Consider the following 23019-nt stretch of genomic DNA (forward strand, 5'->3'; position numbering starts at 1 on the left):
GTTCTGTGATCGTGGCGGGGGCTCGTACTCCGATGGGGCGGTTGCTGGGCTCGCTGAAGGGGTTTTCGGGTGCGGAGTTGGGTGGGTTCGCGATTCGGGCTGCGTTGGAGCGGGCTGGGGTGCGGCCTGATCAGGTCGAGTACACGATCATGGGTCAGGTGCTGACGGCGGGTGCGGGGCAGATTCCGGCGCGGCAGGCTGCGGTGGCGGCGGGCATTCCGATGGATGTGCCGGCGTTGACGATCAACAAGGTGTGTTTGTCGGGGCTGGATGCGATCGCGTTGGCGGATCAGTTGATCCGGGCGGGTGAGTTCGATGTGGTGGTCGCGGGTGGTCAGGAGTCGATGACGCAGGCGCCGCATTTGCTGACGGGGTCGCGTGAGGGTTTCAAGTTCGGTGATGTGTCGATGTTGGATCACATGTCGCATGATGGTTTGTTCTGTGCGTTCGATCAGGTCGCGATGGGGTTGTCGACGGAGAAGCACAACGCGCGGTATGGGTTGACCCGCGAGGAGCAGGACGCGTTCGCGGCGCGGTCTCATCGGCGTGCGGCGGCTGCCGCCCAGCGGGGTGTGTTCGCGGAGGAGATCGCGCCGGTGGAGGTGCCGCGGCGCAAGGGCGCCCCGCTGGTCGTGGACGCCGATGAGGGCATTCGCGCGGACACCACGGTGGAGGGGCTGGCGAGGCTGCGTCCGGCGTTCGCATCGGATGGGACGATCACGGCGGGGTCGGCGTCGCAGATTTCCGATGGTGCGGCGGCGGTCGTGGTGATGAGCAAGGCCAGGGCTGAGGAGCTGGGGTTGTCGTGGCTTGCCGAGGTCGGTGCGCATGGTGTGGTCGCGGGGCCGGATGCGAGTTTGCATGAGCAGCCGTCGAATGCGATCCGGGCCGCGTGTGCGCGGGAGCGGGTCGAGGTCGCGGATCTGGATCTGGTGGAGATCAATGAGGCGTTCGCGGCGGTGGGGATCGCGTCGATGCGTGCGTTGGGTGTTGATGAGGAGCGGGTGAACGTCAACGGTGGTGCGATCGCGTTGGGGCATCCGATCGGGATGTCGGGTGCGCGGTTGGTGTTGCACTTGGCGTTGGAGCTCAGGCGTCGTGGTGGCGGTGTTGGTGCGGCGGCGTTGTGCGGTGGTGGCGGGCAGGGCGACGCCCTGATCCTCCGCACCCCGAAAGCCTGACCACTACCAACCCTGAAATCGACCCGGAGATCCCGCACCGTCGGTGATCGACCGGCTCCGGCGTGGCTACCCTGGACGGCATGAAGTGGCTTCCAGGGGGATGGCAACGGGCTGATCGGGTCGAGCAGGAGAGGGCGACCGTCCCGGCAGGCCCCCGCAACACCGCCCGTTACACCTCGAACCCCGCCGGAGCTGCCGAGCCCGCCACCCGTGTGCAGCCCGGCGGCGGACACCGCCCGACCCTGCTGAGCGCGGACGCGCACGACGTCGACGTCAGCGCCAGCAGCTTCAAGGCGCTGCTCATCGGTGGCGGCATCAGCGGTCTGCTCACCGTGCTCGTCGCCGCGGCACTGGTCAACAACGGCAACAGCGTCGGCTTGTGGATCTGGCAGCTCGTCTTCGGCGTGATCTTCCTCTGGTTCCTCACCGCATCCCGGGGCATGCTCAACAGCCGCGGCTTCCTGCTCGACCGCAGCGGCTTCTACGCCCGCACCCGCGGCGAGGTGTTCGGCGTCACGTGGGACGAGATCAAGGCCGTCGGGGTCGGCACGCTGCCATGGATCCAGCACCGCCGCCCGGTCGCGCCGGAGCGCCGCCACGCGCTGGAGATCTACCCCGCGGATCCGGGCTTCGCGTCGCGGCACCCGGAGCTGGACCGCTGGCGGGTGGAGGAGCAGCCGTCGATGCCGGGGCTGCCCGGCGAGCGCTACCGGTTCCACCTGCCGCCGTTCAGCAGGCTGCCGAAGGAGCTGGAAGACGCGGTGCAGACGGTCGCCCCGCAGAAGTGGATCGGCCGGTACAAGCGGGAACTCCCGCCGCCGCAGGCCTGACGGCTACCAGCCGAGGCTGTCGATCGGGTCCGACGAGGTCAGCTCCGGCGCGTCGATGGCGAAGGTGCGGGCCACCCCGCGGCCGCTGGTGGCGGTCTCGAACCGGACGGTGACGCGACCGTGCCCGGCGCCCTGAACCCAGCCGTGCCCGAACTCGCTGTGCCGCACGTCGTCGCCCGCCCGCCAGTGCCGGGTCGCCGGCGCCGGGCTCGGTTCGGGGACGGGCTGGGCGGCGGGCGCCGGAGATTCCTGCTGGTCGGCTGGGTTGCCGAACAACGGCTCCTGCTCCGAGGTCGCCAATCCCGAGTAGGAGACGCCGACCAGCCGGACCGGCGTGCCCGGCGGGACAGCAACGGGCAGCAACCGCCGCGCCGCAGCGGCGAGCGCTCCGAGATCGCTGGTCGCCGACGCGAACGTCTCCGCGCGGCTGATCGTGGTGAAGTCGGAGTCCCGGACCTTGATCGTCACGGTGCGCGCGGCGCGCCCCGAGGACACCAACCGGCGGTGCGCCGACTCGGCCATCCCTGCCACCTCGGCCTGCAGCTTCGCCTGGTCGGTGATGTCGAAGTCGAACGTCGTCTCGGCGCTGACCTGCTTCGCCTCGGCGCGCTCGGCCACCGGGTGCTCGTCGATGCCGTGCGCGAGGCGGTGCAGCTCGGTGCCGTGCGCCTGCCCGAGCAGCGACGTCACGTCGTTGGGGCGCAGCGCGGCGAGCTCGCCGATCGTCTGGACGCCGATGCGGTGCAGCTTCGACTCCGTCACCGGCCCGATGCCCCACATCTTGCGCACCGGCAGCCCCGACAGCAGTTCCAGCTGCTGCTCCGGCGGCACCACGAGCATGCCGTCCGGCTTGGCCAGGCCCGAGGCGATCTTGGCGAGCTGCTTGCCGGCGCCGGCGCCGATCGACGCCGTCACCCCGACCTCGCGGTGCACCCGCGCGCGCAGCCGCGTGGAGAAGTCCTCGACCTGCGCCGTGGTGGCCCCGGCGAGCTCGGTGGGCTCCAGGAACGCCTCGTCGACTGAGACCTGCTCGACGACGTCCGAAACCTCCCGGACGATGCCGAGCACCCGCTTGCTCACCGCCTGGTAGACGCGGAACCGGGGCGGGAGCACCACCGCGACGGGACAGCGGCGGCGCGCCTCCGCCATCGACATTGCCGACCGCGCGCCGTACTCCCGGGCCTCGTAGCTGGCGCCGGCGACGGTGCCGCGCGGGCCGAGCCCGCCGACGAGCACCGGGCGCCCGCCGACGGTGGGGCGGGTCAGCTGCTCCACGGACGCGAAGAACGCATCCATGTCCATGTGCAGCACCCACCTCGGCATGACCGCCATTCAACGGGATGCCTCTGACAGCCGCCGCCGCGGCCGGGCGAGGTGAGAGCAAGGGAACCTTCCTGTCACCGCAGGCCGCTGACCTCCGCGGCGGGGCGCGAGGATGGGAACCTTCCTGTCACTCCCGGCCGTGCGGGAACGAGCAAGGGAACCTTCCTGTCACCCCGAGCCGGGGTGTGTGCATGGGAACTTTCCTGTCACCGCGCCGCCCGGCGGCCGGTCAGCGCAGCTTCGCCCAGGCGTAGGTGATCATCGCGTCGCGCATGTAGTCGGCCATGCCCTTCGGCTTGCGGCGCTCGATGCGGCGGCGGAACTTCGGCTGGTTCACGTACATCTCCGCCAGCCGCAGGTAGGAGGACCGGTCCGGGGTCCAGAAGTGGCAGAGCCAGCGGTAGTGCTCGTGGATCACCTGCTGGGTGCGGGGGTCGTTCTCGGGGACGCCGGTGGCGAACAGCTCGGCGACGGCCGAGCTGATCCGGTTCCAGTCGGCGCCGATGCGCTGCGCGAGCGCTTTGCGCTGCTCCGGGGAGATGGGGCCGTTGGCTCCGGCGGGGGTGAGGTTTCCGATCAGGGCGGTGCCGTCCTCGACGGCTTCGGCCTGATCGAGACCGGGGCTCCCAAACGGCTGCACGGCGTCCCTTCCTCCCCTGACGTGCGGGCACGGCGCATGACGATCAAGCACGGATCGTGATCGACATTGCGGGCGATCACGGCCCTGATCACCTGCCCGTGGCACATTAACTGAGCGAAGTGGACGCTGCGCGTGATTGCGGCGATCCGCTACCAGCCTGTGATGCCCCGGTCGAGTGCGATGGCGCTCAGCCGGCTTCCGGACCAGCGGTGTCGTCCTGCTCGTCGGCCGCGGACCGTTCGGGCGGCGCGAGGAACACCACACCGCTTTCCAGGTCCAGCGGCCCGTCGGGGTCGTGCCCTCGCGAGATGCCGGTCTGGTCGCCTTCGTGCTGGAGCTTCCGGCCGGGGAAGAGTTCGCCGTATTTGCCCATGCACTCAAGGTAGCCCCGGCGCCGGCGGCCGGGGCCGGTGCGATGACGCCGGCCCCGGCACGGGCGATCAGCAGTGGGCCTTGTAGAAGTACTGCGCCTGCTGGTCGATGTTGTCCTTGGTGATGGCGATCATCTCGGTCTTGGTCTCCCGTTCGACCGGCTGGCCCTTGATCGCCGCGATGGCGCGCTTGACGCCTTCCTGCCCGATCTTGCCGGGGTTCTGCGCGATGAGCGCCTGGACCCGGCCGTTGCGCAGGTCGTCGACCTGCTTCGGACTGGCGTCGAACCCGACCAGCTGCACCTGCCCGGACTTGCTGGCGTTGAACAGCGCGGTGGCGGCGCCTTCGCCGGTGTTGAGGTTGGTGCCGAACACGCCGACGAGGTCTGGGTTCGCGGCCAGCGTCGCCGACACGATCTGCGCGGCGGTCGCCGCCTCGTTCTCGGTGTACTGGGTGGGCAGCAGCTTCAGGTTCGGGTGCTTGGCGATCTCCTCCTCGAAGCCCTTGGCCCGCGCGTCGGTGGTCGAGGTGCCCGCCTTCGTGTTCAGCGCCAGCACCGACCCCGGCTTGTCGCCGACCAGCTGCGCCAGCGTTTGCGCGGCCAGCTGGCCGCCCGCGTAGTTGTCCGACGACAGCGAGGTGACCGAGATGGACCGGTCCTCCAGCGCGGTGTCGACCTCGACGACCTGGATGCCGTTGCTCTTGGCCTGCTGCAACGGCGCGGCCAGCGCCTTGTCGTCGGTGGGCGCGATGATCACCGCGCCGGGCTTGGTGCTGACGATGCCGCCCAGGATCTGCGACTGCTCGGCCTGCTCGAACTTCTCCGGGGCCTGCGCGTTGAGCTGGTAGCCCTGCGCGCTCGCCTCCTGCTGCGCCGCGCATTCCATGGACACGTAGAACGGTTCGCCGCGCATCCCGGTGATCAGGGCCAGGTTCTTGTTGTTGGGATCGGTCTGCCCGTTGCCGGTGTCACCGATCTGGCCGGACCCGCAGCCGGCCAGCAGCAGCGCCGCACCCAGCGCCAGCGCGGTTTTGTGCGTTCTCATCAGCGATTTACCTCCACACGCCGTTGTGCCGAAGATCGAGTGTCAGCGGTTGTTGCGCGCCCGCCGCCTGCGCTGGTCCAGCCAGACCGCGGCGACCAGGACCGCGCCGACCGCGATCGGTTGCCAGAACGGCCGCACCCCGGTCATCACGAATCCGGCGTCGAGCACCGCGGGGATGAACACGCCGATGACGCTGCCGAGCACCGTGCCGATGCCGCCGAACAGGCTGGTCCCGCCCAGCACCACGGCCGCGATCGCGTTCAGGTTGTCGTTGCTGTGGCCGCTGATCGTGGTGGTGCCGAAGTAGGCCAGTGACATGAACCCGGCCAGCCCGGCCAGCACCCCGGTGAGGGCGTAGACGGTGACCAGGTGCCGGGTGACCTTGATGCCGCTGCGGCGGGCGGCTTCGGCGTTCGAGCCGATCGCGTAGGTGTAGCGGCCGAAGGCCGTGGTGTGCAGCAGCCACAGCGCCAGCAGCGTGATCACCGCCGCGAGGATCACCAGGTTCGGGACCACCACGAACGACGTCCCGGTGCCGAGGGTCTTGCGCAGCGCGTTGGGCACCGTCCGCACGTCGACACCGTTGGTGAGCAGCTGCGCGGCACCGAGTGCCGCGCCGAACGAGCCGAGCGTGACGATCAGCGCCGGGACCCGGGCGACGGCGACGAGCAACCCGTTCAGCAGGCCCCACAGCGCGCCGCCGACGAGCGCGACCAGCAGACCGATCGCGATCACGCCCCAGCCGGCGTTCGTCGCGTCGCCGCCGCTGAGCCATTCCATGGTCATCGCGGACACGACGCCGGAGAACACCAGCACCGATCCCACCGACAGGTCGATGCCGGAGGTGATGATCACGAAGGTCATGCCGACCGCGAGCATCAGCAGCGGCGCCGCCTGCACCAGCAGGTTCTGGGTGTTGAACAGGGTGGGGAAGGCGTCCGGGCGGAGCACGCTGAACAGCACGCACAGGACGACGAGCACCAGGCCGGTCCACAGCGTGTTCGAGGAAGCCAGCCGCGCGCCGATTCCCTTGGCCGGGGCCGGCGCCTTCTCTTCCACAGTGGACTCGGGTGTTTCCTGCTGGGTGGCCATCAGCTCGCGTCCTCCTGCGACAGTGCGCCGGTCATGGCGCCGACCAGGTCCTCCAGGGTCGCCTCGGCGGCGCTGAACCGCGCCACCCGGCTGCCGAGGCGCAACACCTCGACCCGATCCGCGACCGACAGCACCTCCGGCATGTTGTGGCTGATCAGCACCACCGAGATGCCGGTGTCGCGAACCCGCCGGATCACCTCCAGCACGCGTTCACGCTGCACGACGCCCAGAGCGGCGGTGGGCTCGTCCATGAACACGAGCTTGTCCGCCCAGGTGACCGAGCGCGCGACCGCGACGCTTTGCCGCTGCCCGCCGGACAGCGAGCCGATCGGCACCGACAGGTCTGGCAGCGACACCCCGAACTTCGCGAACTGCTCGGCGGCCTGCTCGCGCATCTTCGCCTTGTCCAGCATGCCGAGCCGGCCGAGCAGCCCGGGCCGCCGGATCTCCCGCCCCAGGAACAGGTTCGCGGCCGGGTCGAGATCCGGCGCCACCGCGAGGTCCTGGTAGGCGGTCTCGATGCCGTGCGACCGGGCGACGGTGGGGGAGTCGAGCGTCACCGGCTTGCCGCCGACCAGGATCTGCCCCGAATCCGGCTGCTCGACGCCCGAAAGGCATTTCACCAGCGTCGACTTGCCGGCGCCGTTGTCGCCGATGAGCGCGACGACCTCACCCGGGTGCACGGTGAACGACGCGCCGCGCAGCGCTTCCACGCTGCCGTAGCGCTTGACCAGGTTGCGGGCTTCCAGGAGCGGTTCGGTCATCTCGGGCTCCCAGCAGTCGGCGGGCGGCAGTGCACCACGGTGACGTCCCCGTCGAGCTGTGCAGCCCCGGCGGAATGCGGGATCACGGCGGTGCTGCCGCGGTGCAGCGGCAGTTCGGTGCCGCCGTCCGTGCGCAGATTCCCGCTGCCGTCCAGCGCGATGAGCACGCCGAACGACGGCTCGAGTTCGACGCCGCCGTGCAGGCGCTCGGCGCGGAAGAAGGGCGCAGCGTCGTCGGCCAGCAGCGGGACGCGGGGCTCGGACCGGTCCGCGGTGCGCTTGATCAGCGAGTCCAGCACCGCATCGCCGAAACCGTCGCGATTGACCGTTTCGAGCGCGGTCTGCCGGTCCATGCCCAGGAACGCGCCTTCGGCATCGGCCAGGAAACCCTGCCATTCCAACGTGATCGAGAAGTCCGTCGGCTGCTGCAGTTCGACGATGAACACGCCCGCACCGATGGCGTGCGGGGTGCCCGCCGGGACGTGCACGGTGTCGCCGGGCCGGACGGGGATCTCGTTGAGCGAACCGAGCATCGCCGACGAATCCTGCGTGGCCACCCACCGGGCGACCGTCTCCGGCGCGACGTCTTCGCGGAAACCCAGGTACACCACCGGGTTCGCGCCGGACGTGCCGACCACGATCCACGCCTCGGTCTTGCCGAACCGGGAACCGAGGTGCCGCTGGGCGAAGGCGTCCGAGGGATGGCAGTGCACCGGCAGCCGCTGCCCCGCGTCCAGGAGCTTGACCAGCAGCGCGGTGCTGTCGCCGAAGGCGGCCACGTGCTCGGCGCCCAGCCATCGCTCGGGTTCGGCGGTCACCGCGTCGCGCAGCAAACGCCCGTCCGGCAGGCGGGACAGGCCCGACTCGTCCTGGCCGAACCGCGTCGTGGTGGACGCGACCCAGTCCTCCGGGCCGAATTCGCGGTCGTCCGAGCCGCGCAGCGCGGCGATCGACGCACCGCCCCGGTAGAACTGCCGGGGCTGGTTGGCCGGCAGGGCGATCGGAACCGCCGGGCCGGACTGATCATTGTGGACAGAGCTCAACGTGATACCTCTCCGGAACCTCTGGCGAGCAGCCGAGTGGGAACGACCAGGCGACGTGGCGGCGTGCGGTCGCCGTCCAGCCGTGCGAACAGCAGTTCTGCCGCCGACCGGCCCAGCGCCCAGGTGTCGTGGGTGATCACGCTGATCGGCGGGTCGAGGAGGTCGGCGAGCTCGAAGTCGTCGAAGCCGACGAGCGCCGGCCGACGTGGTCGACCGGCCAGCGCGCGCAGTGCCTGCACGGTGATCCGGTTGTTGCCGGTCACCAGCGCGGTCGCGCGCTGCAGCGTGGCGCGCAGCGCCTGCGCCACCGACTCGTCGGTGTGCGGCCCCATCAGGACCAGGTCGGGGGAGAACGGGACACCGGCCTGCGCGCAGCCTTCCCGGAAGCCGCGCAGTCGCTCGGCGGCCGTGTGGATCTCCGGTGCGTCGCCGAGGAAAGCGATGTCGCGGTGCCCGTGCTCGGCCAGGTGGCGGGCGGCGAGCGCGGTGCCGCCGGCGTTGTCGATCAGCACGGTGTCGGCGTCGAGGTTGCCCGGCGGCCGGTCCACGAACACCACCGGCGTCCCGGCGTTGATCTCGTGCGCGATGTACCCGTGCTGGTGACCGGCGGGAACCACGATCAGCCCGTCGACGCGGCGCGCGCAGAACTCCAGCACCAGCTCGCGTTCCCGCGCCGGGTCCTCATCGGACGAACCGGTCAGCACCTGCTTGCCCTGCATCCGCGCGACTTCCTCGACCGCGCGGGTCAGCACCGAGTAGAACGGGTTGGCCAGGTCTTCCAGGACCAGGCCCAGCGTGCCGGTTCCGGTGCCGCGGCGGAGGTTGCGGGCGCTGAGGTTGCGGCGGAACCCGAGCTGGTCGATGGCGGCCAGCACCCGCTCCGCGGTCGCCGGGTGGACGCCGCTCTCGGCGTTGACGACCCGCGAAACGGTCTTGATGCTCACGCCCGCCAGCCGCGCCACGTCGTTCATCGTGGCGCGCCGGACGTTCCCGGACTCAGACAACGTTGTCATGATGGGCGGCATTGGATCGCAGCCCCTCGTCGCCTGTCAATGCAACCGCCCGGATCTGACTACACCTGGCCCCGCGACATCCGCTGATCGGCCCAACCCCATCCCCGGCGTTCCGGGGGTGGGATGACAGGAAGGTTCCCATGCTCGCGCCCGCCGATCCCGGCCCGCGCGACCCGCCGACCCGGCCGATCGGTGACAGGAAGGTTCCCATCCTGCGGTTTTCCGGCCCGGGGTGACAGGAAGGTTCCCATGCTCGCGCCGGAACCCGGGGCCGGCGGGTCGTTGTCGCGGCCGCGCGGGTCAAGTCGTCGGGCGGCGGTATTCGGCGCGGCCGAACGCCGCCCCACGGTGTCGAAAACGGACAAGAACGGCGATCCGCATTGACCTCCGCGGCGTCTCCGACGACGGTGAACCGGCCCGGCTTGACAAGGTTGTCCAGTGAGGAGGCGGCGATGCCCCGAAGCATCCCCAGGAGATCCGCGCTGCGTTTGTTCGGTGGCGCGGCCGTTGCCGGCGGGCTGCTCGCCGCGTCGCCGGCGGTGGCGTCGGGGGCGCCGGCCCGGCGGAACTGGAAGCCGGTTGCCGAGGCCGTCCGCCGCGAATTCCTGTGGGCATGGCAGCACTACGTCGAGCGGGCCATGGGCGCCGACCACATCAAGCCGATCTCCGGCGGCCGGGAGGACTTCTTCGTCGAGGGCCACTCCATCGGGCTGAGCCTCGTCGAGGCGATCGACACGTTGTGGCTGATGGAAGCCGACTCGGAAGTCGAGCGCGCCGTGCAGTGGATCAAGGGGAACCTGCGCTTCGACGTCGATGCGCCGTTTCAGGTGTTCGAGACCAACATCCGGATGGTCGGCGGGCTCGCCGCCGCGTACCACTGCACCGGTGAGCAGCGGCTGCTCGAGCTGGCCGTCGACGTGGCGGACCGGCTGCTCCCGGCCTTCACCGAATCCCCGACCGGCCTGCCCTACCGCTACGTGAACCTGGCGACCGGGGCGGTCAGCCGGCCGGAGACCAACATCGTCGAGGTCGGCACCTACATCGCCGAGTTCGGGATCCTCTCGGAGTGGACCGGCGACCGGCGCTACTTCGACCTCGCCAAGCAGGCCATGCGGGTCGTCTACGACAAGCGCACCGAACTCGGCCTGCTGCCGCACGACATCCACGCCGAATCCGGCGAGTGGCGGAACCGCCAGGCCACCGTCGGCCCGCCGGGCGACTCCTACTACGAGTACCTGTGGGACGGCTACGCGCTGTTCGGCGACGAAGAACTCCGGCAGTGGTACGACGCGCTCACCGACGCGATCCTCGCCCACCAGGCCGAACGCCACCAGAACATGCTGTGGTTCCCGCAAGTCGACGCGTTCACGGGAGAAGTCCTCAGCCACGAGCAGAGCGTGCTCGCCGCGTTCTACGCCGGTCTGCTCGGCGAATCCGGCCGCGTCGCAGAGGGTCGCGCCTACCACGACGCGTTCAACACCGTGCAGGACGAGTTCGGGGTGATCCCGACCTCTGTGGACTGCTCGACGATGTCGGCGAGCGACCGGAGCAACGCGTTGCGCCCCGAGTTCGCGGACTCGGCGCTCGTGCTCTGGCTGGAAACCGGCGACGAGATCTTCCGCGAACGCGCGAACGTCCACTTCGATCACATGGTGAAGACGTCGAAGGCGAAGTACGGCTTCGCCGCCCTCGCCGACGTCACGGCGAAGCCGCCGTCGCAGGAGGACACCTGTCCGGGCTACTGGTGGTCCGAGCAGATGAAGTACTACTGGCTGCTCTTCTCAGACACCCCGCGCTTCGACTACCGGAACAACTACCTGAGCACCGAAGCGAACCTCCTCCGCGGAGCCCGCCGCTGACGCAGGGATGACAGGAAGGTTCCCATGCTCCCGGCCGGTGGAGCATGGGAACCTTCCTGTCACCAGCCGCTGGCTACGCTGGGCGGATGGCTGATCATGTGCAGGTCGTGACCACCACCGACTCCGAGCAGGCGGCCGCCGAGCTGGCCCGCGGCATCGTCGAGGCGCGGCTGGGGGCGTGCGTTCAGGTCGTGCCGATCCGCAGCTTCTACGTGTGGGAGGGCGCCGCCCAGGACGATGCCGAGTGGCAGCTGCAGATCAAGACCTCGGCCGGGCGGCTCCCGGAACTCGTCGAGCACCTCAGGGCGAACCACGGCTACGACGTGCCGGAGATCATCGCCACCCCGATCGTCGGCGGCAACCCCGCCTACCTGGCCTGGGTCGACGACCAGACCGTTCGTAGCGGACCGGGATCGGTGTGATCGGCGACACCCGGCACACTCGCAGAGGAGTGCCGTTGGAACGGAAGTGGGTTTGACGTGCCGCGTACGTATGCCGGGTGGTTCCGGGTGGTTGCGATCGCCGAGGCGTTCTCGTGGGTCGGACTGCTGGTGGCGATGGCGTTCAAGTACGGCTTTCAGCAGCCGCTGGGCGTGACGGTCATGGGCTGGGTCCACGGGCTGGTCTTCACCGCCTACGTGGTGACCTGTCTCGTCGTGTTCAGCCCGCTGCGCTGGCGGTTCGGGGTGCTGGTGCTGGCGCTGGTGGCGTCGATCCCGCCGCTGGCGTCGGTGTGGTTCGAGCGCTGGGCGAACCGGCGCGGGCTGCTGGCCGAATCGGACTCCGACGAGCCGACGTTCTGGGGCCGCGTCCGCTACGCGCTGCGCGAGCTGAACTGACTTAGAAGTCCCCGGCGGCGTGCCGCACCTTGCCCAGCAGCTCGGTGAGCTGCTGGGTCTGCCGCTCGGTGATGCCGCGCAGCCCGAAGTCGATCTCCGTGACCGACTCGGTCGCCTTCTTCATCAGGTCCCGGCCGTCCTCGGTGATCTCCACCAGGGTGGTGCGCCGGTCCGTGGGGTGCGGCACCCGCCGGACCAGGCCGTCCTGCTCCAGCCGGTCGACGATGTTGGTGACGCTGGTCGGGTGCAGTTGCAGCCGGTCGCCCATGACGCGCATCGGGAGGCTGCCGCGCCGCGAGAAGCTCAGCAGCACGAGCGCCTCGTACCGGGCGAACGTCAGGTTGTGCGGTCGCAGTGCGCCGTCGACCGCCGATTGCAGGATCTGCTGGACCCGCATCACGCTCGTCACCGCGGCCATCGTCGTCGACGGGCCTACCCGGTCGGCCCAGATCTCGGCCGCGCGAGCGATTGGGTCGAAGGGCAGTGGACTACGGGTGCTCATGGTGTTCGACGCTAGCAGCGGTTACCGACGAGTTGGTGGCTGTGGTGCAGGTCGGGCGAAATCAGGAGGACCGCGCCGCTGCCCGAGCATGATCGTGGTGACCGGTGGACCACGCCGCCGGTCTGGAATGGAGGAGCAGACGTGCTAGTTGCGTTCAGCGTCGCGCCGAGCGGGGCCGGGGACAGCGACAGTGTCAGCGAGGCGGTCGCCGCCGCGGTGAAGGTGGTGCGGGAGTCCGGGCTGCCGCACGAGACGACCTCGATGTTCACCACGATCGAAGGCGAGTGGGACGAGGTGATGGACGTCGTGAAGCGGGCCACCGAGGCCGCTTCGGCGAACGCGCCGCGCACCAGCCTCGTGCTCAAGGCGGACATCCGGCCGGGGCACAGTGACCAGCTGCACTCGAAGGTGCGGCGGGTCGAGGAGCACTTGCGCGGGGAGTAGGCGCAGCAAAAGACCGGGGGCGGCGTGCAGCCGCCCCCGGTCCGGCGCTTTGAATGCGTCAGCCCTTGGGGTGGTCCACGATCGGCGCGTTGACGCAGTTGTTGGCCTGCGGAGACAGGACCGGCACGACAACACCGATGGCGGCACCGACGTTGTTGCCGCACGCCTGCACCGGAGCGATGCTGATGTTGTTGTCGTCGACCGCGTTGATGCCGTCGTTCTCGGCGCTGTCCGCGAACGCGGCGGTGCCGAGGGTCAGGACACCGAGGGTGGCGGCACCGGCGACGCCGGCAACACGGGTAGTAATACGCACTGATTCGTACCTCTCGTTGAACTACTGGCTGAGGGTCCCCCATATGGGGCCCCGCAGACCCGTGAGAAAACAACCGTCACTCGCGGGCTCCGTTTCCGCTTCGGTGATCAAAGCCGCCGAGCCTTAGGGGTGAACCCGCTTTGCCACCTGTTCGAGCGACATTTCCTCACTACTTCGGTTTGATCTCGGGCGCTATCGGCGTGTCGGTTCTGGACGTGCGGTTTCGCGGGCCGCGGAAGATCTGCCGCCCAGCGACCACGCGACCGGCAGGACGTGTCAGGATGGAGGCGTGACGAGGCCGGATCCACGCCAGCAAGCAGCAGCGATGTCCGCCGCGATGGCGGGCGCAGTCGACCTGTCGGCCCTGAAGAACCGGGCCGACGCCACCGCCCGGGCGGCCAGCCAGGCACCCGCCAACGGCGATGCCCCCGCAGCGCCGGCCGGCGCTGCGGTCATCGAAGTCACCGAGGCCACCTTCCAGGCCGAGGTCGTCGAGCGGTCGCTGCAGGTGCCCGTGGTCGTCGACCTGTGGGCGACGTGGTGCGGACCGTGCAAGCAGCTGTCGCCGGTGCTGGAGCGGCTCGCCCAGGAGAGCAACGGCGCCTGGGTCCTGGCCAAGGTCGACGTCGACGCGAACCCGCGCATCGCGCAGCTCTTCCAGGTGCAGTCGGTGCCCACGGTGATCGCCATCGCCGGCGGTCAGCCCGTGGACGCCTTCGCCGGGGCCCAGCCGGAACCGCAGATCCGGCAGTGGATCGACTCGCTGCTGAACGCCCTGCGCGACCAGCTGCCCGGCATCCGCGCGGCAGAGGAGGGCGTCGAGCCCGACGCCGAGGAGGAGCCCGAGGACCTGCGGTTCACCGCCGCCGAGGACGCGCTGGAGCGCGGCGACTACGCCGCCGCCGAAGACGCCTACCAGAAGATCCTCGACAGCGAGCCGAACAACGAGCAGGCCAAGGCCGCGCTGACGCAGGTCCGCTTCATCGCCCGTGCCGAACAGGCCGACCCGGCCGCGATCGAGCGGGCCGACGCGGCCCCCGACGACATCGACGCGCAGCTCGCCGCCGCCGACGCGGAGGTCGCCATCGGCCGGGTGGCCGAGGGGTTCGACCGGCTGGTCCGCGCGATCAAGCGCACCTCCGGCGACGACCGGGACCGGATCCGCCGGCACCTGATCGAGATGTTCGAGGTCTTCCCCGAGGGCGACGACCGGGTCGTCGCGGCTCGCCGGGCGCTGGCCAGCGCCCTGTTCTGAGCGTTCCCGGGCGCCGATTTCGTGCGAAATCGGCGCCCGGTCTTCGCTCCCTAGGCGAGGAGCCTGTCGCGCAAGGCGGTCACGTCCGCGTCGGGAAGGCCGCCGGAACGCAGGTATGCCGCCATGTCCCGCGAGGTCACGGCCTCGTCGATGAGGCTGCCTGCCGTCGTGCCGTGCTCGCCGATGATTTCTTCGATCTTCGGCGTGTCGTCGCCCAGGCCGACCCTGGCGCACAGCTCGGCGCGGCGGACGTGGCTGAGGGCGTAGTCATCTGCGATATCCGCTGGCTCGGCGCCGACCAGGGCGAGCAGCACGAGCACGATCAGGCCGGTGCGGTCCCGCCCGCCGCCGCAATGCACCAGCACGCCGCCCGGCTCTGCGCGGGCGATCGCTCCGCACACCTCCGCGGTGCGCTGCGGGAACCGGTCCAGGAACGCCCGGTAGTACAGCGGCGTGCAGGAGATTCCGCCGCCCCACCGGTCCCAGAACTCGGTATCGGAGTAATCGTCCAGCGGCAGGTGCACCGTCGTCAGCTCGGGCGGACGCGGTGCGGCGTCCGGATCCTGCTCGTCGTCCCCGGTCAGGTCGATGATCGTGCGGATGCCGTGCTGTTGAAGCGCCGACCACCCGGCCGCGGTCAGGGCCGCCGGGTCTTCCGAGCGGACTACCGCTCCCCAGCGGGTTGCCCGGTCCTCGCCGGCGCGGAGGCCGCCGAGATCCCGCGCGTTCAACAGGCCTTCCCAATCGAGAATCCGTTCCGTCATACCCGTGGGACGTGCGCGGCCGGTTCGGGTTGTGCGCAAGGAAAAAGCGGTGCCGCCCCGATCCGGGACGACACCGCCGCTTCCGTCAGCTCACGCGCCGTACTTGGTGCTGCACGGGGCGAATCCTTCCTGGACGCCGACCCGGAAGGCCTCCACCCGGGCGAACCCGACGGGTACCTGATCGCCGTTGACGTTCGCCGCGATCAGGCTGTCCTCGCCGAGCAGCGCGGACACGCCCTCATCGATGTCGTCCGGCGCGATCCGCAGGCTGCCGACCGGGTTTCGCTGCCCGAACGGGTCCTCGACCAGCAGCCCGCTCCACGAACCGACCATGCAGGCGGTGCGCAGGCCGGCGGCCTCGTCGTCCAGCGGCAGCCCCGTGGCCTTCTGCACCGACAGCGCATACCTGGACGCGACCTGGGCGTATGCGGCGAAATCGCCGTAGCCGGTGGAGTCCGCGTTCTTGCTCGGCGGTTGGCCGATCTTCTGCAACGCCGCCATGTCAAGCGAGATCGTGTTCGTGCTGGGGCAGTACGACGCAGGTGACGTGGCCTCCTGGCTGCCGCACGGCTTCAGCCCCGCGACGATCTTGGGCGGCTCGGCGCCGGTGTCGCGGAACACCGTGCGCAGGCTCTTCTCCACCGCGTCGAGGCTCTGCTGGTCCACCGGGAGGTTGGCGTTCTCCTTCTGGATGGGCTTCCACGCCTGGAAGAGCGTCGTGCGCCGCTGGACGTCGTTGAAGTCCATCTTGGCGCAGCGCTGCGGGCCCTCGCTGAACCCGAACTGGAACGCCGTGACGCGGTCGAACGCGGAGCCGTGCGCGTTGCCGTCGCGGAAGTCGGCATCGCCCGGCGCGTCGCGGATGAAGTTCAGCACGCCCATGACCTCGTTGAGGCCCTGCCCGGTGGAAACCTGGAAGTACTTCGAGGAACCCTCGGCGACGTGCCGGAAGTACGCGCCGGTGAAGCAGTCCGCCTGCTGCTCCAGCACGATCACCTGGTCGTTCGAGGTCGCCGTGCTCGCGCGGTGCTGCACGGCGTGCCCGATCTCGTGCGCGAGCACCGTCACCACTGCCATCGGCCCGAAGCTGTTGTTCAGCTCGGGGAGCAGGGTGCCCCGGTCCCACGCGATGGAGTCCTCCGGCGGGCAGTAGAAGGCGTTGACCACGCCCGCGGTGTTCTGCCCGCACAGCTGGAGGCCGGGACCGCCCGAGTCGTAGGACACCAGCCGCTTGACCGGCTCGAAGCGCTTGCCGGGGAAGGCCTTCGGGAACGTCTTGGTCCAGAACTCGTCGATGTCGGCGACCGCGTCGCGCGCGAGCTTGTCCATCGCGCCGTTGTCGGTGCCCTCGACCGGCAAGGACGAACTCGGCGCGTCTTCCTTCGGTCCGCTCGGGCCGTTGGTGGCGGGCAGACCGGCGACCTCGGTGGTCGAGTAGCCGCCGAGCGTCGTGGGGGTGCCGCTGATCGGCCGCGAGCACCCGCCGATCAGGGCCGCGCACGCGAGCGCGGAGACCGCGGTGGCGAGGATCCGCTTCCGCCGTCGGCTTCTTGTCGATACCGGTACCACTGACGCGCCCCATCCTGCTGGCCGAAGTCCTCCTGCGCCGGGCCGGCGGCAGTGCCACCCGGTGCCGGAGCAGCCTATCGGTTACCTGATCGACCTCACGTGCGATCTCGTCGGATCGCGAGGGGCGGGGTGACAGGAAGGTTCCCATGCTCACGCCCGGTCGTCGGCGGTGACAGGAAGGTTCCCGTGCTCTCGGGCGGCGGAAGCTGGAGCGCGACGGCCTGCTCGTGCGGACCGTCCCTCCGACGGTGCCGCCGAAGGTCGAGTACGAGCTCACGTCGATGGCGCCCGAGCTGCACGAGACGCTGGTCGGCCTGGTGGGCAGGGCGGAGCGCCACCGGCCCGGGATCATCCGGGCGCGCGCCGACTACGACGCCCGGCCCTGATCAGCAGGCCGTCGCGCCGCCGAGCGCGCCGGTGCGGAAGGCTTCGAGCCGGGCGAATCCGGTCAGCGTGTTGGTGCCTTGCGCGTCGCGGGCGACGTCGTCGGATTCGAGCACGATCGTTACGGCCTCGTCGAGGTCGCCTTGCGACAGCCCCGGCTGCACGGCGGTGTACGCGCCGGTGAGGCACGTGATCTGCGTGCTCGCGGCGGCTCCGGTGGTGGGGCGGCCGAGTTCGGTGAGCGCGGCGAGCGCGAAGCGGGAAGCGAGCAGCGTCGTGGCTGCTTGGCCGCCGATCCTGCGGTGCGGTTCGGTGATCGCCGCGCGATCGATGACGATCGCGGGCGGCTGCGCGCAGAACGTGGCGGGGCCGGTCGTTCCGGGGCAGGCAGGCGTCGAGCGGACGTCCGGCGCGGTCCAGCGTCCGCCGCGCTGGGTGACGAGATCACCGAAGTAGCCGGAAATCCGGTCGGCGCGCAGTGCTTCGTCCAGCGGTTTGTTCGCATCGTCCGGAACCGGCGCGGCCAGCGACGTTTCCGTCACGTCGGCGCAGCGCCGCGCGCCGTCGCGAAAGCCGCTCTGGAAAGCCGAAACGCGGTCGAAGGCGGTGCCGTGCGCCGCGGTGGTGCTCGTGTTCACCGGGTCGCGGAAGACGACGATCGCGCGCATCGCCCGGTCCAGCTGCTCCGGGTCGATGCGCAGGTGCTCGGCGTGGCCGTCGACGACCCAGCGGACGAACGAACCCGAGTAGCAGTCGGCCATCGCTTCTAGGCGCACCGAGGCGTCGTCGACGTCCATCCCGGCGCGCTGCTGCACCGCGTGGCCGATCTCGTGCGCGAGAACCACCACGACCGACGCGTCGCCGTAGTGCTCCCGCAGCACCGGGAGCAGCGCTGCGCGATCCCAGGCGATCGCATCGACGGTGGCGCAGTAGTACGCGTTGCCTTCGATGTCCTTCACATCGGTCGCACACGGTGGCGGGACACCAGTGCTGTTGGTGTCGACCGAGAAGAACCCGCCGTCCAGGTCCCGCCACGGCTTGCCGAACACCGCCGGGTACTGCGCGGCCCAGAAGCGCTGCACGTCGGTGACCACCGTGGCCGCGACCCGGTCGGCGTCGCCTTGGTCGGTGCCGTGCACGAACGCCGGATCGACCGTGTGATCGACCACACGGGCCGGTTCGGGCGGTGCAGCCGTGCAGCCGCCGGCGATCACCAAGATCACCAGCGCCACCAGTCCAATCGCACGCACGACGTCAAGCTTCCCACCGGTCGCGGGTTCGGGCGGCGCTGGCACGTCCGCGGACGCGCCGCGGCGCGCCGAGATATTGTCCGCTGCTGTGAGAGCAGTCCACCGCTTCACCGTGCGAGCCCACCTGCCCGAGCAGCTGAGTGCGCTCGGCACGCTGGCGACCAACCTCCGCTGGGCCTGGCACCCGCCGACCCAGGACCTGTTCGCCGCGGTCGATCCGCAGGTGTGGTCGGCGGTGGGGGCGGACCCGCTGCGGCTGCTCGCCGAGGTGCCCGCCGAGCGGCTGCGGCAGCTGGCCGGCGACCAGGACTTCCTGGCGCGCACCCGGGCCGTCGACGACGACCTGCGCCGCTACCTGGCGGTGCCCCGCTGGTACCAGCAGCGGCAGGACGAGGATGCCGGGCTGCCTACCTCGATCGCCTACTTCTCGATGGAGTTCGGCCTCACCGAGGCGCTGCCGAACTACTCCGGCGGCCTCGGGGTGCTGGCGGGCGACCACCTGAAGTCGGCCTCCGACCTCGGCGTGCCGATGATCGGCGTCGGGTTGCTGTACCGGTCCGGGTACTTCCGGCAGTCGCTGTCGGCGGAGGGCTGGCAGGTCGAGCACTACCCGGTGCTGGATCCGCGCGGGCTGCCGCTGGAGATGCTGACCGAGCCGTCCGGGAAGCCGGTCCAGGTGCGGGTCGCGATGCCCGCCGGGCGCACCCTGCACGCGCGGATCTGGAAGGCGCAGGTCGGCCGGGTGCCGCTGCTGCTGCTGGACAGCGACCTGCCGGAGAACGACGACGACCTGCGCAAGACCACCGACCGGCTCTACGGCGGCGACGCGGCGCACCGGATCCGCCAGGAGATCCTGGCCGGCATCGGCGGCATGCGCGCGGTCCGCGCCTACTGCGAGCTGACCGGCCACCCGCAGCCCGAGGTGTTCCACACCAACGAGGGCCACGCCGGGTTCCTGGGCCTGGAGCGGGCCCGCGAGCTGCAGGAGGACCCGGGGCTGCAGTTCGACCAGGCGGTGGCCGCGGTGCGGGCCGGGACGGTGTTCACCACCCACACCCCGGTCCCGGCCGGGATCGACCGCTTCCCGGTGGATCTGGTCCGGCACTACTTCGGCGACGGCTCGGAGCAGGCCCTGGTGCCCGGCGTGCCCACGGATCGGGTGCTCGCGCTGGGCGCCGAGGACAACCCGGGCATGTTCAACATGGCCCACATGGGGCTGCGGCTCGCGCAGCGCGCCAACGGCGTCTCCGAGCTGCACGGCGAGGTCATCCGCGAGATGTTCCGCAACCTGTGGCCGGGCTTCGGCGTCGCGGAGGTCCCGATCCGCTCGGTCACCAACGGGGTGCACGGCCCGACCTGGTCGGCGCGGGAACTCGGCAAGCTGATCGGCGAGTCCGAAATGGACAGCGGTGCCGGGTTGCGCGGCATCGAGCCGGTCAGCGACTCGCTGCTGTGGGAGCTGCGCTGCTCGCTGCGCCAGCGGCTGGTCGACGAGGTGCGCAGGCGGCTGCGCACCGCGTGGCTGCGGCGCGGCGCCTCGGACCTGGAACTCGGTTGGTGCGACACGGTTTTCGACCCGGACGTGCTGACCATCGGCTTCGCCCGCCGGGTGCCGACCTACAAGCGGGCCACGCTGATGCTGCGCGACACCGAGCGGCTGCGGGAGCTGCTGCTCGACGCGGACCGCCCGGTGCAGATCGTCGTCGCGGGCAAGTCGCACCCGGCGGACGAGGGCGGGAAGGCGATGATTCAGCGGATCGTGCGCTTCGCCGACCAGGCCGACGTGCGGCACCGCATCGTGTTCCTGCCGGACTACGACATGTCGCTGGCCAAGTACCTGGTGTCGGGCTGCGACGTGTGGCTGAACAACCCCGTGCGGCCGCTGGAGGCGTGCGGCACCTCGGGGATGAAGGCGGCGCTCAACGGTGGCCTGAACCTGTCGGTGCGGGACGGCTGGTGGGACGAGATGTTCGACGGCCACAACGGCTGGGCGATCCCGAACGCCGACGGCGTCAGCGACCCGAACCGGCGCGACGACCTGGAGTCCGCCGCCCTGTACGAGCTGATCTCCGACCACGTGGCCCCGATGTTCTACGAGCGCAACACCGACGGGGTGCCGGGCAAGTGGATGTCGATGGTGCGGCACACCCTGGCGACGCTGGGCCCGCGCGTGCAGGCGTCCCGGATGATCCGCGAGTACGTCGACAACCACTACACCCCGGCCGCCCGGTCGGTGCGGGCCGTGTCGGCGGACGACTACCGCGGGGCGCGGGAGATCGCGGACTACCGCGCCCGGCTGCAGGCGGCCTGGACCTGGGTGCGGATCAGCGACACCGAGATGTCCGTCGACGACGGCGGCACGCCGCTGCTCGGCGGGCAGGTCACGGTGCGGGCGCGGGTCGACCTGGCCGGGCTCGATCCGTCCGATGTGGATGTCGAAGTCGTCGTGGGGCGGGTGGACGACTCCGACGTGCTGCACGACTTCGTCACCGCGTCGATGCAACCGGCGGAGGCCGGGCGCTACGCGGCGGCGGTGACCCTGCCGCACGCGGGCCCGGCCGGCTACACCGTCCGGGTCCTGCCCCGGCACCCGCTGCTGTCCGGCCCGGCCGAGCTGGGCAAGGTCGTCCTCGCCGGCTGACCCCGGTCAGGCGGGCACCGGGGCCTCCGTGCGCGGCGCGTGCTGGGGCCGGCGCTGCAGGTAGCCGGCCCACGCCGCGGCGAGCAGGCCCGTCGCGCCGATCGCGGCGCCCACCCAGGCCACCGAGGCGAAGCCGAACCCGGCGCTGATGGCCATGCCGCCCAGCATCGGCGCGAGCGTGTTGCCGATGTTGAACGCCGAGGTATTGACGGCTCCCACGAGCGTCGGAGCCCCGGGCGCGAGGGTGAAGGCCCGCGACTGCAGGGCCGGGTTGGTGACGAACCCGCCGACGCCCAGGACGAAGACGAGGACCGTGGTGATGATCGCGTTGCCCGCCGTGACGGCGAGGAGCGCGGAGGCGATCACCAGCGTGCCGAGGCCGACGAGGAGCGTGCCGACCGGGCGCGCCTGCGCGGTGCGCCCGCCGATCGTCATGCCGATCAGGCCGCCCAGCCCGAACAAGGCCAGCTCGGCGGGTACCCACGCCTCGGGTAGCCCGGTCACATCGGTCAGCACCGGGGCGAGGTAGCTGAAGGTGACGATGACCGCGCCGAAGGCGAAGGTCGTGATCGCGTACGACAGCCACAGCTGGGGCCGGGCCATCGCGCGCAGTTCGGCTGCGGCGCTGCTGGGCTGCGCGGGCGAGGCCGCGTTGTCGTGGATGGTGAACAGCGAGCACACCAGGCTCACCGCCGTGAGGGCGGCGACGGCCCAGAACACCGCTCGCCAGCCGGCGAGCTGGCTGAGCACGGTGCCCGCCGGAACCCCGACGATGGTGGCGAGGGTCAGGCCGCCCGCGATGATCGCGACGGCCCGGCTCCTGGCGCCGGGCGGCACGAGGCTGACGCCGGCGGCCACGGCGACTGCCCAGAACCCCGCGTAGGACAGGGCGCTCACGATGCGGGTGGCCATCAGCACCCCGTAGCCGGGCGCCAGCGCCCCGACGAGGTGCGCGGCGATGAAGACGCCTTGCAGCGCTACCAGCGCTTTCCGGCGCGGCCAGCGGATGGTGGCGATGGCCAGCAGCGGGGCGCCGACGACCATGCCGACGGCGAACGCGGAGATCAGCAGGCCCGCGTCCGGGATGGACACGCCGAGATCTGCGGCCATGCCGGGCAGCAGTCCCGAGAGCATGAACTCCGAGGTTCCCTGGGTGAAGATGCCCAGGCCGAGGATGTAGACGGCAAGGGGCATGGACGGTCCTCCAACGAGTCGGTGATCACTGCCGGGCCGACGCTAGCAACGTTTTGAAGCAGTCGATTCAAAATGTGACCGAGGTTTCGTTGCAATCGCTTCAAAACTGCTACGGTGGGGACATGGCCCGGCCGAGGAAGTTCGACGACGCCCGCGTTCTCGACGCCGCGATGGACACGTTCTGGCGCAACGGGTACGAGGCGACGTCGACCCGGGACCTGAGCGACCGCACCGAACTGGGGCCGTCGAGCCTCTACAACGCGTTCGGCGACAAGCGCCAGCTGTACCTGAAGTCGTTGCGCAAGTACTACGAGACCGCCACCGCGGAACAGGTCGCGGTGCTGCAAGGCCCGGGACCGGTCAAGGACGGGGTGCGGGAACTGCTGGCCGACGCGATCGACGCCGACCTCTCCGGCGCCGACCGGCCGGGCTGCTTCGCGATCAACGCGGCCATCGAGCGCGCGAGCTCGGATCCGGACGTCCGAGCCGAGGTGCGGCGGACCTTCGCGGCGGTCGAGGAAGCGCTGCGCGAAACCCTCGCGCGAGGACAGCGCTCCGGCGAGATCGACCCGACGCGCGATGCGGAAACCCTGGCGCGCCAAGTGCTCAGCACGTACTACGGGCTGCGCGTGCTGGCCCGGGTCCAAGACGACCGCCAGGTGCTGATGAGCATCGTGGAGAACCTGCTGGACGGACTGTGA

The 23019-nt window shown here is 70.6% G+C and carries 23 protein-coding genes and 1 pseudogene; 10 read left to right on the forward strand and 14 right to left on the reverse strand.

Going from position 1 to position 23019, the window contains the following annotated elements:
* Together BLW84_RS06550 and BLW84_RS06555 are read left to right on the forward strand one after the other, a co-directional pair.
* Window positions 1-1181: acetyl-CoA C-acetyltransferase (locus tag BLW84_RS06550; protein WP_245760988.1), on the forward strand; the 1181-nt coding region annotated here is incomplete at its 5' end.
* An 80-nt stretch (window positions 1182-1261) separates the two neighbouring features.
* Window positions 1262-2011: a hypothetical protein gene (locus BLW84_RS06555; protein ID WP_093263026.1), complete on the forward strand. Its 750-nt coding sequence runs from the start codon at window positions 1262-1264 to the stop codon at window positions 2009-2011.
* A 3-nt stretch (window positions 2012-2014) separates the two neighbouring features.
* Here BLW84_RS06555 and BLW84_RS06560 read toward each other — a convergent pair whose 3' ends face one another.
* The 8 genes from BLW84_RS06560 to BLW84_RS06595 all read right to left on the reverse strand — a co-directional run bounded on the left by BLW84_RS06560 (window position 2015) and on the right by BLW84_RS06595 (window position 9262).
* The gene (locus BLW84_RS06560; protein ID WP_218157220.1) at window positions 2015-3334 is read right to left on the reverse strand and encodes a DNA polymerase IV; all 1320 of its coding nucleotides are present in this window, start codon (window positions 3332-3334) and stop codon (window positions 2015-2017) included.
* Window positions 3335-3563: 229 nt separating this feature from the next.
* The gene (locus BLW84_RS06565; RefSeq protein ID WP_093262457.1) at window positions 3564-3974 is read right to left on the reverse strand and encodes a TipAS antibiotic-recognition domain-containing protein; all 411 of its coding nucleotides are present in this window, start codon (window positions 3972-3974) and stop codon (window positions 3564-3566) included.
* A gap of 187 nt (window positions 3975-4161) precedes the next feature.
* Window positions 4162-4347 carry a hypothetical protein gene (locus tag BLW84_RS06570; RefSeq protein WP_093262459.1) on the reverse strand — a complete coding sequence of 62 codons (186 nt, stop codon included), beginning with the start codon at window positions 4345-4347 and terminating at the stop codon, window positions 4162-4164.
* A gap of 67 nt (window positions 4348-4414) precedes the next feature.
* Window positions 4415-5392 (reverse strand): ABC transporter substrate-binding protein, encoded by a 978-nt coding sequence (locus BLW84_RS06575; protein ID WP_093262460.1) that lies wholly within the window; start codon window positions 5390-5392, stop codon window positions 4415-4417.
* A gap of 42 nt (window positions 5393-5434) precedes the next feature.
* Window positions 5435-6484, reverse strand: coding sequence for an ABC transporter permease (locus BLW84_RS06580; RefSeq protein ID WP_093262462.1), 1050 nt, complete (start codon window positions 6482-6484; stop codon window positions 5435-5437).
* Window positions 6484-7248, reverse strand: a complete 765-nt coding sequence (locus tag BLW84_RS06585) for an ATP-binding cassette domain-containing protein (RefSeq protein ID WP_093262464.1) — start codon at window positions 7246-7248, stop codon at window positions 6484-6486. The genes BLW84_RS06580 and BLW84_RS06585 overlap by 1 nt, the downstream gene beginning before the upstream one ends.
* Window positions 7245-8291, reverse strand: coding sequence for a class I mannose-6-phosphate isomerase (locus BLW84_RS06590; RefSeq protein ID WP_093262466.1), 1047 nt, complete (start codon window positions 8289-8291; stop codon window positions 7245-7247). Before BLW84_RS06590 ends, BLW84_RS06585 begins: the two co-directional genes overlap by 4 nt.
* Window positions 8288-9262 (reverse strand): LacI family DNA-binding transcriptional regulator, encoded by a 975-nt coding sequence (locus tag BLW84_RS06595; RefSeq protein ID WP_093262468.1) that lies wholly within the window; start codon window positions 9260-9262, stop codon window positions 8288-8290. The genes BLW84_RS06590 and BLW84_RS06595 overlap by 4 nt, the downstream gene beginning before the upstream one ends.
* 494 nt (window positions 9263-9756) lie before the next feature.
* On the opposite strand from BLW84_RS06595, the gene BLW84_RS06600 reads away from it, so the two are divergent.
* The 3 genes from BLW84_RS06600 to BLW84_RS06610 all read left to right on the forward strand — a co-directional run bounded on the left by BLW84_RS06600 (window position 9757) and on the right by BLW84_RS06610 (window position 12002).
* Window positions 9757-11163 (forward strand): glycoside hydrolase family 47 protein, encoded by a 1407-nt coding sequence (locus BLW84_RS06600; protein WP_093262470.1) that lies wholly within the window; start codon window positions 9757-9759, stop codon window positions 11161-11163.
* 86 nt (window positions 11164-11249) lie between these two features.
* Window positions 11250-11585 (forward strand): divalent-cation tolerance protein CutA, encoded by a 336-nt coding sequence (gene cutA, locus BLW84_RS06605; RefSeq protein WP_093263031.1) that lies wholly within the window; start codon window positions 11250-11252, stop codon window positions 11583-11585.
* Between the two features lie 57 nt (window positions 11586-11642).
* The gene (locus tag BLW84_RS06610) at window positions 11643-12002 is read left to right on the forward strand and encodes a DUF3817 domain-containing protein (RefSeq protein WP_281247368.1); all 360 of its coding nucleotides are present in this window, start codon (window positions 11643-11645) and stop codon (window positions 12000-12002) included.
* Window position 12003: 1 nt separating this feature from the next.
* Here BLW84_RS06610 and BLW84_RS06615 read toward each other — a convergent pair whose 3' ends face one another.
* Window positions 12004-12504, reverse strand: a complete 501-nt coding sequence (locus tag BLW84_RS06615) for a MarR family winged helix-turn-helix transcriptional regulator (RefSeq protein ID WP_093262473.1) — start codon at window positions 12502-12504, stop codon at window positions 12004-12006.
* 141 nt (window positions 12505-12645) lie between these two features.
* Here BLW84_RS06615 and BLW84_RS06620 point away from each other — a divergent pair, with 141 nt between their 5' ends.
* Window positions 12646-12948 (forward strand): MTH1187 family thiamine-binding protein, encoded by a 303-nt coding sequence (locus BLW84_RS06620; RefSeq protein ID WP_093262475.1) that lies wholly within the window; start codon window positions 12646-12648, stop codon window positions 12946-12948.
* Window positions 12949-13006: 58 nt separating this feature from the next.
* Here the strand turns inward: BLW84_RS06620 and BLW84_RS06625 are convergent, their stop codons facing one another.
* Entirely contained in the window at window positions 13007-13261 is a 255-nt protein-coding gene (locus BLW84_RS06625) for a hypothetical protein (protein ID WP_093262476.1), read from the reverse strand.
* A gap of 325 nt (window positions 13262-13586) precedes the next feature.
* Here BLW84_RS06625 and trxA point away from each other — a divergent pair, with 325 nt between their 5' ends.
* Entirely contained in the window at window positions 13587-14516 is a 930-nt protein-coding gene (gene trxA, locus BLW84_RS06630) for a thioredoxin (protein WP_218157227.1), read from the forward strand.
* A gap of 50 nt (window positions 14517-14566) precedes the next feature.
* Here the strand turns inward: trxA and BLW84_RS06635 are convergent, their stop codons facing one another.
* Window positions 14567-15280: a tyrosine-protein phosphatase gene (locus BLW84_RS06635; RefSeq protein WP_093262478.1), complete on the reverse strand. Its 714-nt coding sequence runs from the start codon at window positions 15278-15280 to the stop codon at window positions 14567-14569.
* A 90-nt stretch (window positions 15281-15370) separates the two neighbouring features.
* Window positions 15371-16849: a neutral zinc metallopeptidase gene (locus tag BLW84_RS06640; protein WP_093262480.1), complete on the reverse strand. Its 1479-nt coding sequence runs from the start codon at window positions 16847-16849 to the stop codon at window positions 15371-15373.
* 200 nt (window positions 16850-17049) lie between these two features.
* Between BLW84_RS06640 and BLW84_RS06645 the strand changes: the two are divergent.
* Window positions 17050-17235: pseudogene (locus BLW84_RS06645) on the forward strand (winged helix-turn-helix transcriptional regulator); the annotation flags it as partial.
* Here BLW84_RS06645 and BLW84_RS06650 read toward each other — a convergent pair.
* Window positions 17236-18594 (reverse strand): neutral zinc metallopeptidase, encoded by a 1359-nt coding sequence (locus tag BLW84_RS06650; RefSeq protein WP_143060876.1) that lies wholly within the window; start codon window positions 18592-18594, stop codon window positions 17236-17238. It lies immediately after the preceding pseudogene.
* Between BLW84_RS06650 and glgP the strand changes: the two genes are divergently transcribed.
* Window positions 18572-21124 (forward strand): alpha-glucan family phosphorylase, encoded by a 2553-nt coding sequence (gene glgP / locus BLW84_RS06655; RefSeq protein ID WP_093262484.1) that lies wholly within the window; start codon window positions 18572-18574, stop codon window positions 21122-21124. The genes BLW84_RS06650 and glgP overlap by 23 nt on opposite strands.
* A 6-nt stretch (window positions 21125-21130) precedes the next feature.
* Here the strand turns inward: glgP and BLW84_RS06660 are convergent, their stop codons facing one another.
* On the reverse strand, window positions 21131-22318 hold the full coding sequence (locus tag BLW84_RS06660) for a Cmx/CmrA family chloramphenicol efflux MFS transporter (RefSeq protein ID WP_093262486.1): 1188 nt from the start codon (window positions 22316-22318) through the stop codon (window positions 21131-21133).
* A 122-nt stretch (window positions 22319-22440) separates the two neighbouring features.
* On the opposite strand from BLW84_RS06660, the gene BLW84_RS06665 reads away from it, so the two are divergent.
* Window positions 22441-23019 carry a TetR/AcrR family transcriptional regulator gene (locus BLW84_RS06665; protein WP_093262488.1) on the forward strand — a complete coding sequence of 193 codons (579 nt, stop codon included), beginning with the start codon at window positions 22441-22443 and terminating at the stop codon, window positions 23017-23019.

This window comes from Saccharopolyspora shandongensis, from assembly GCF_900106995.1.
Taxonomy (GTDB): domain Bacteria; phylum Actinomycetota; class Actinomycetes; order Mycobacteriales; family Pseudonocardiaceae; genus Saccharopolyspora; species Saccharopolyspora shandongensis.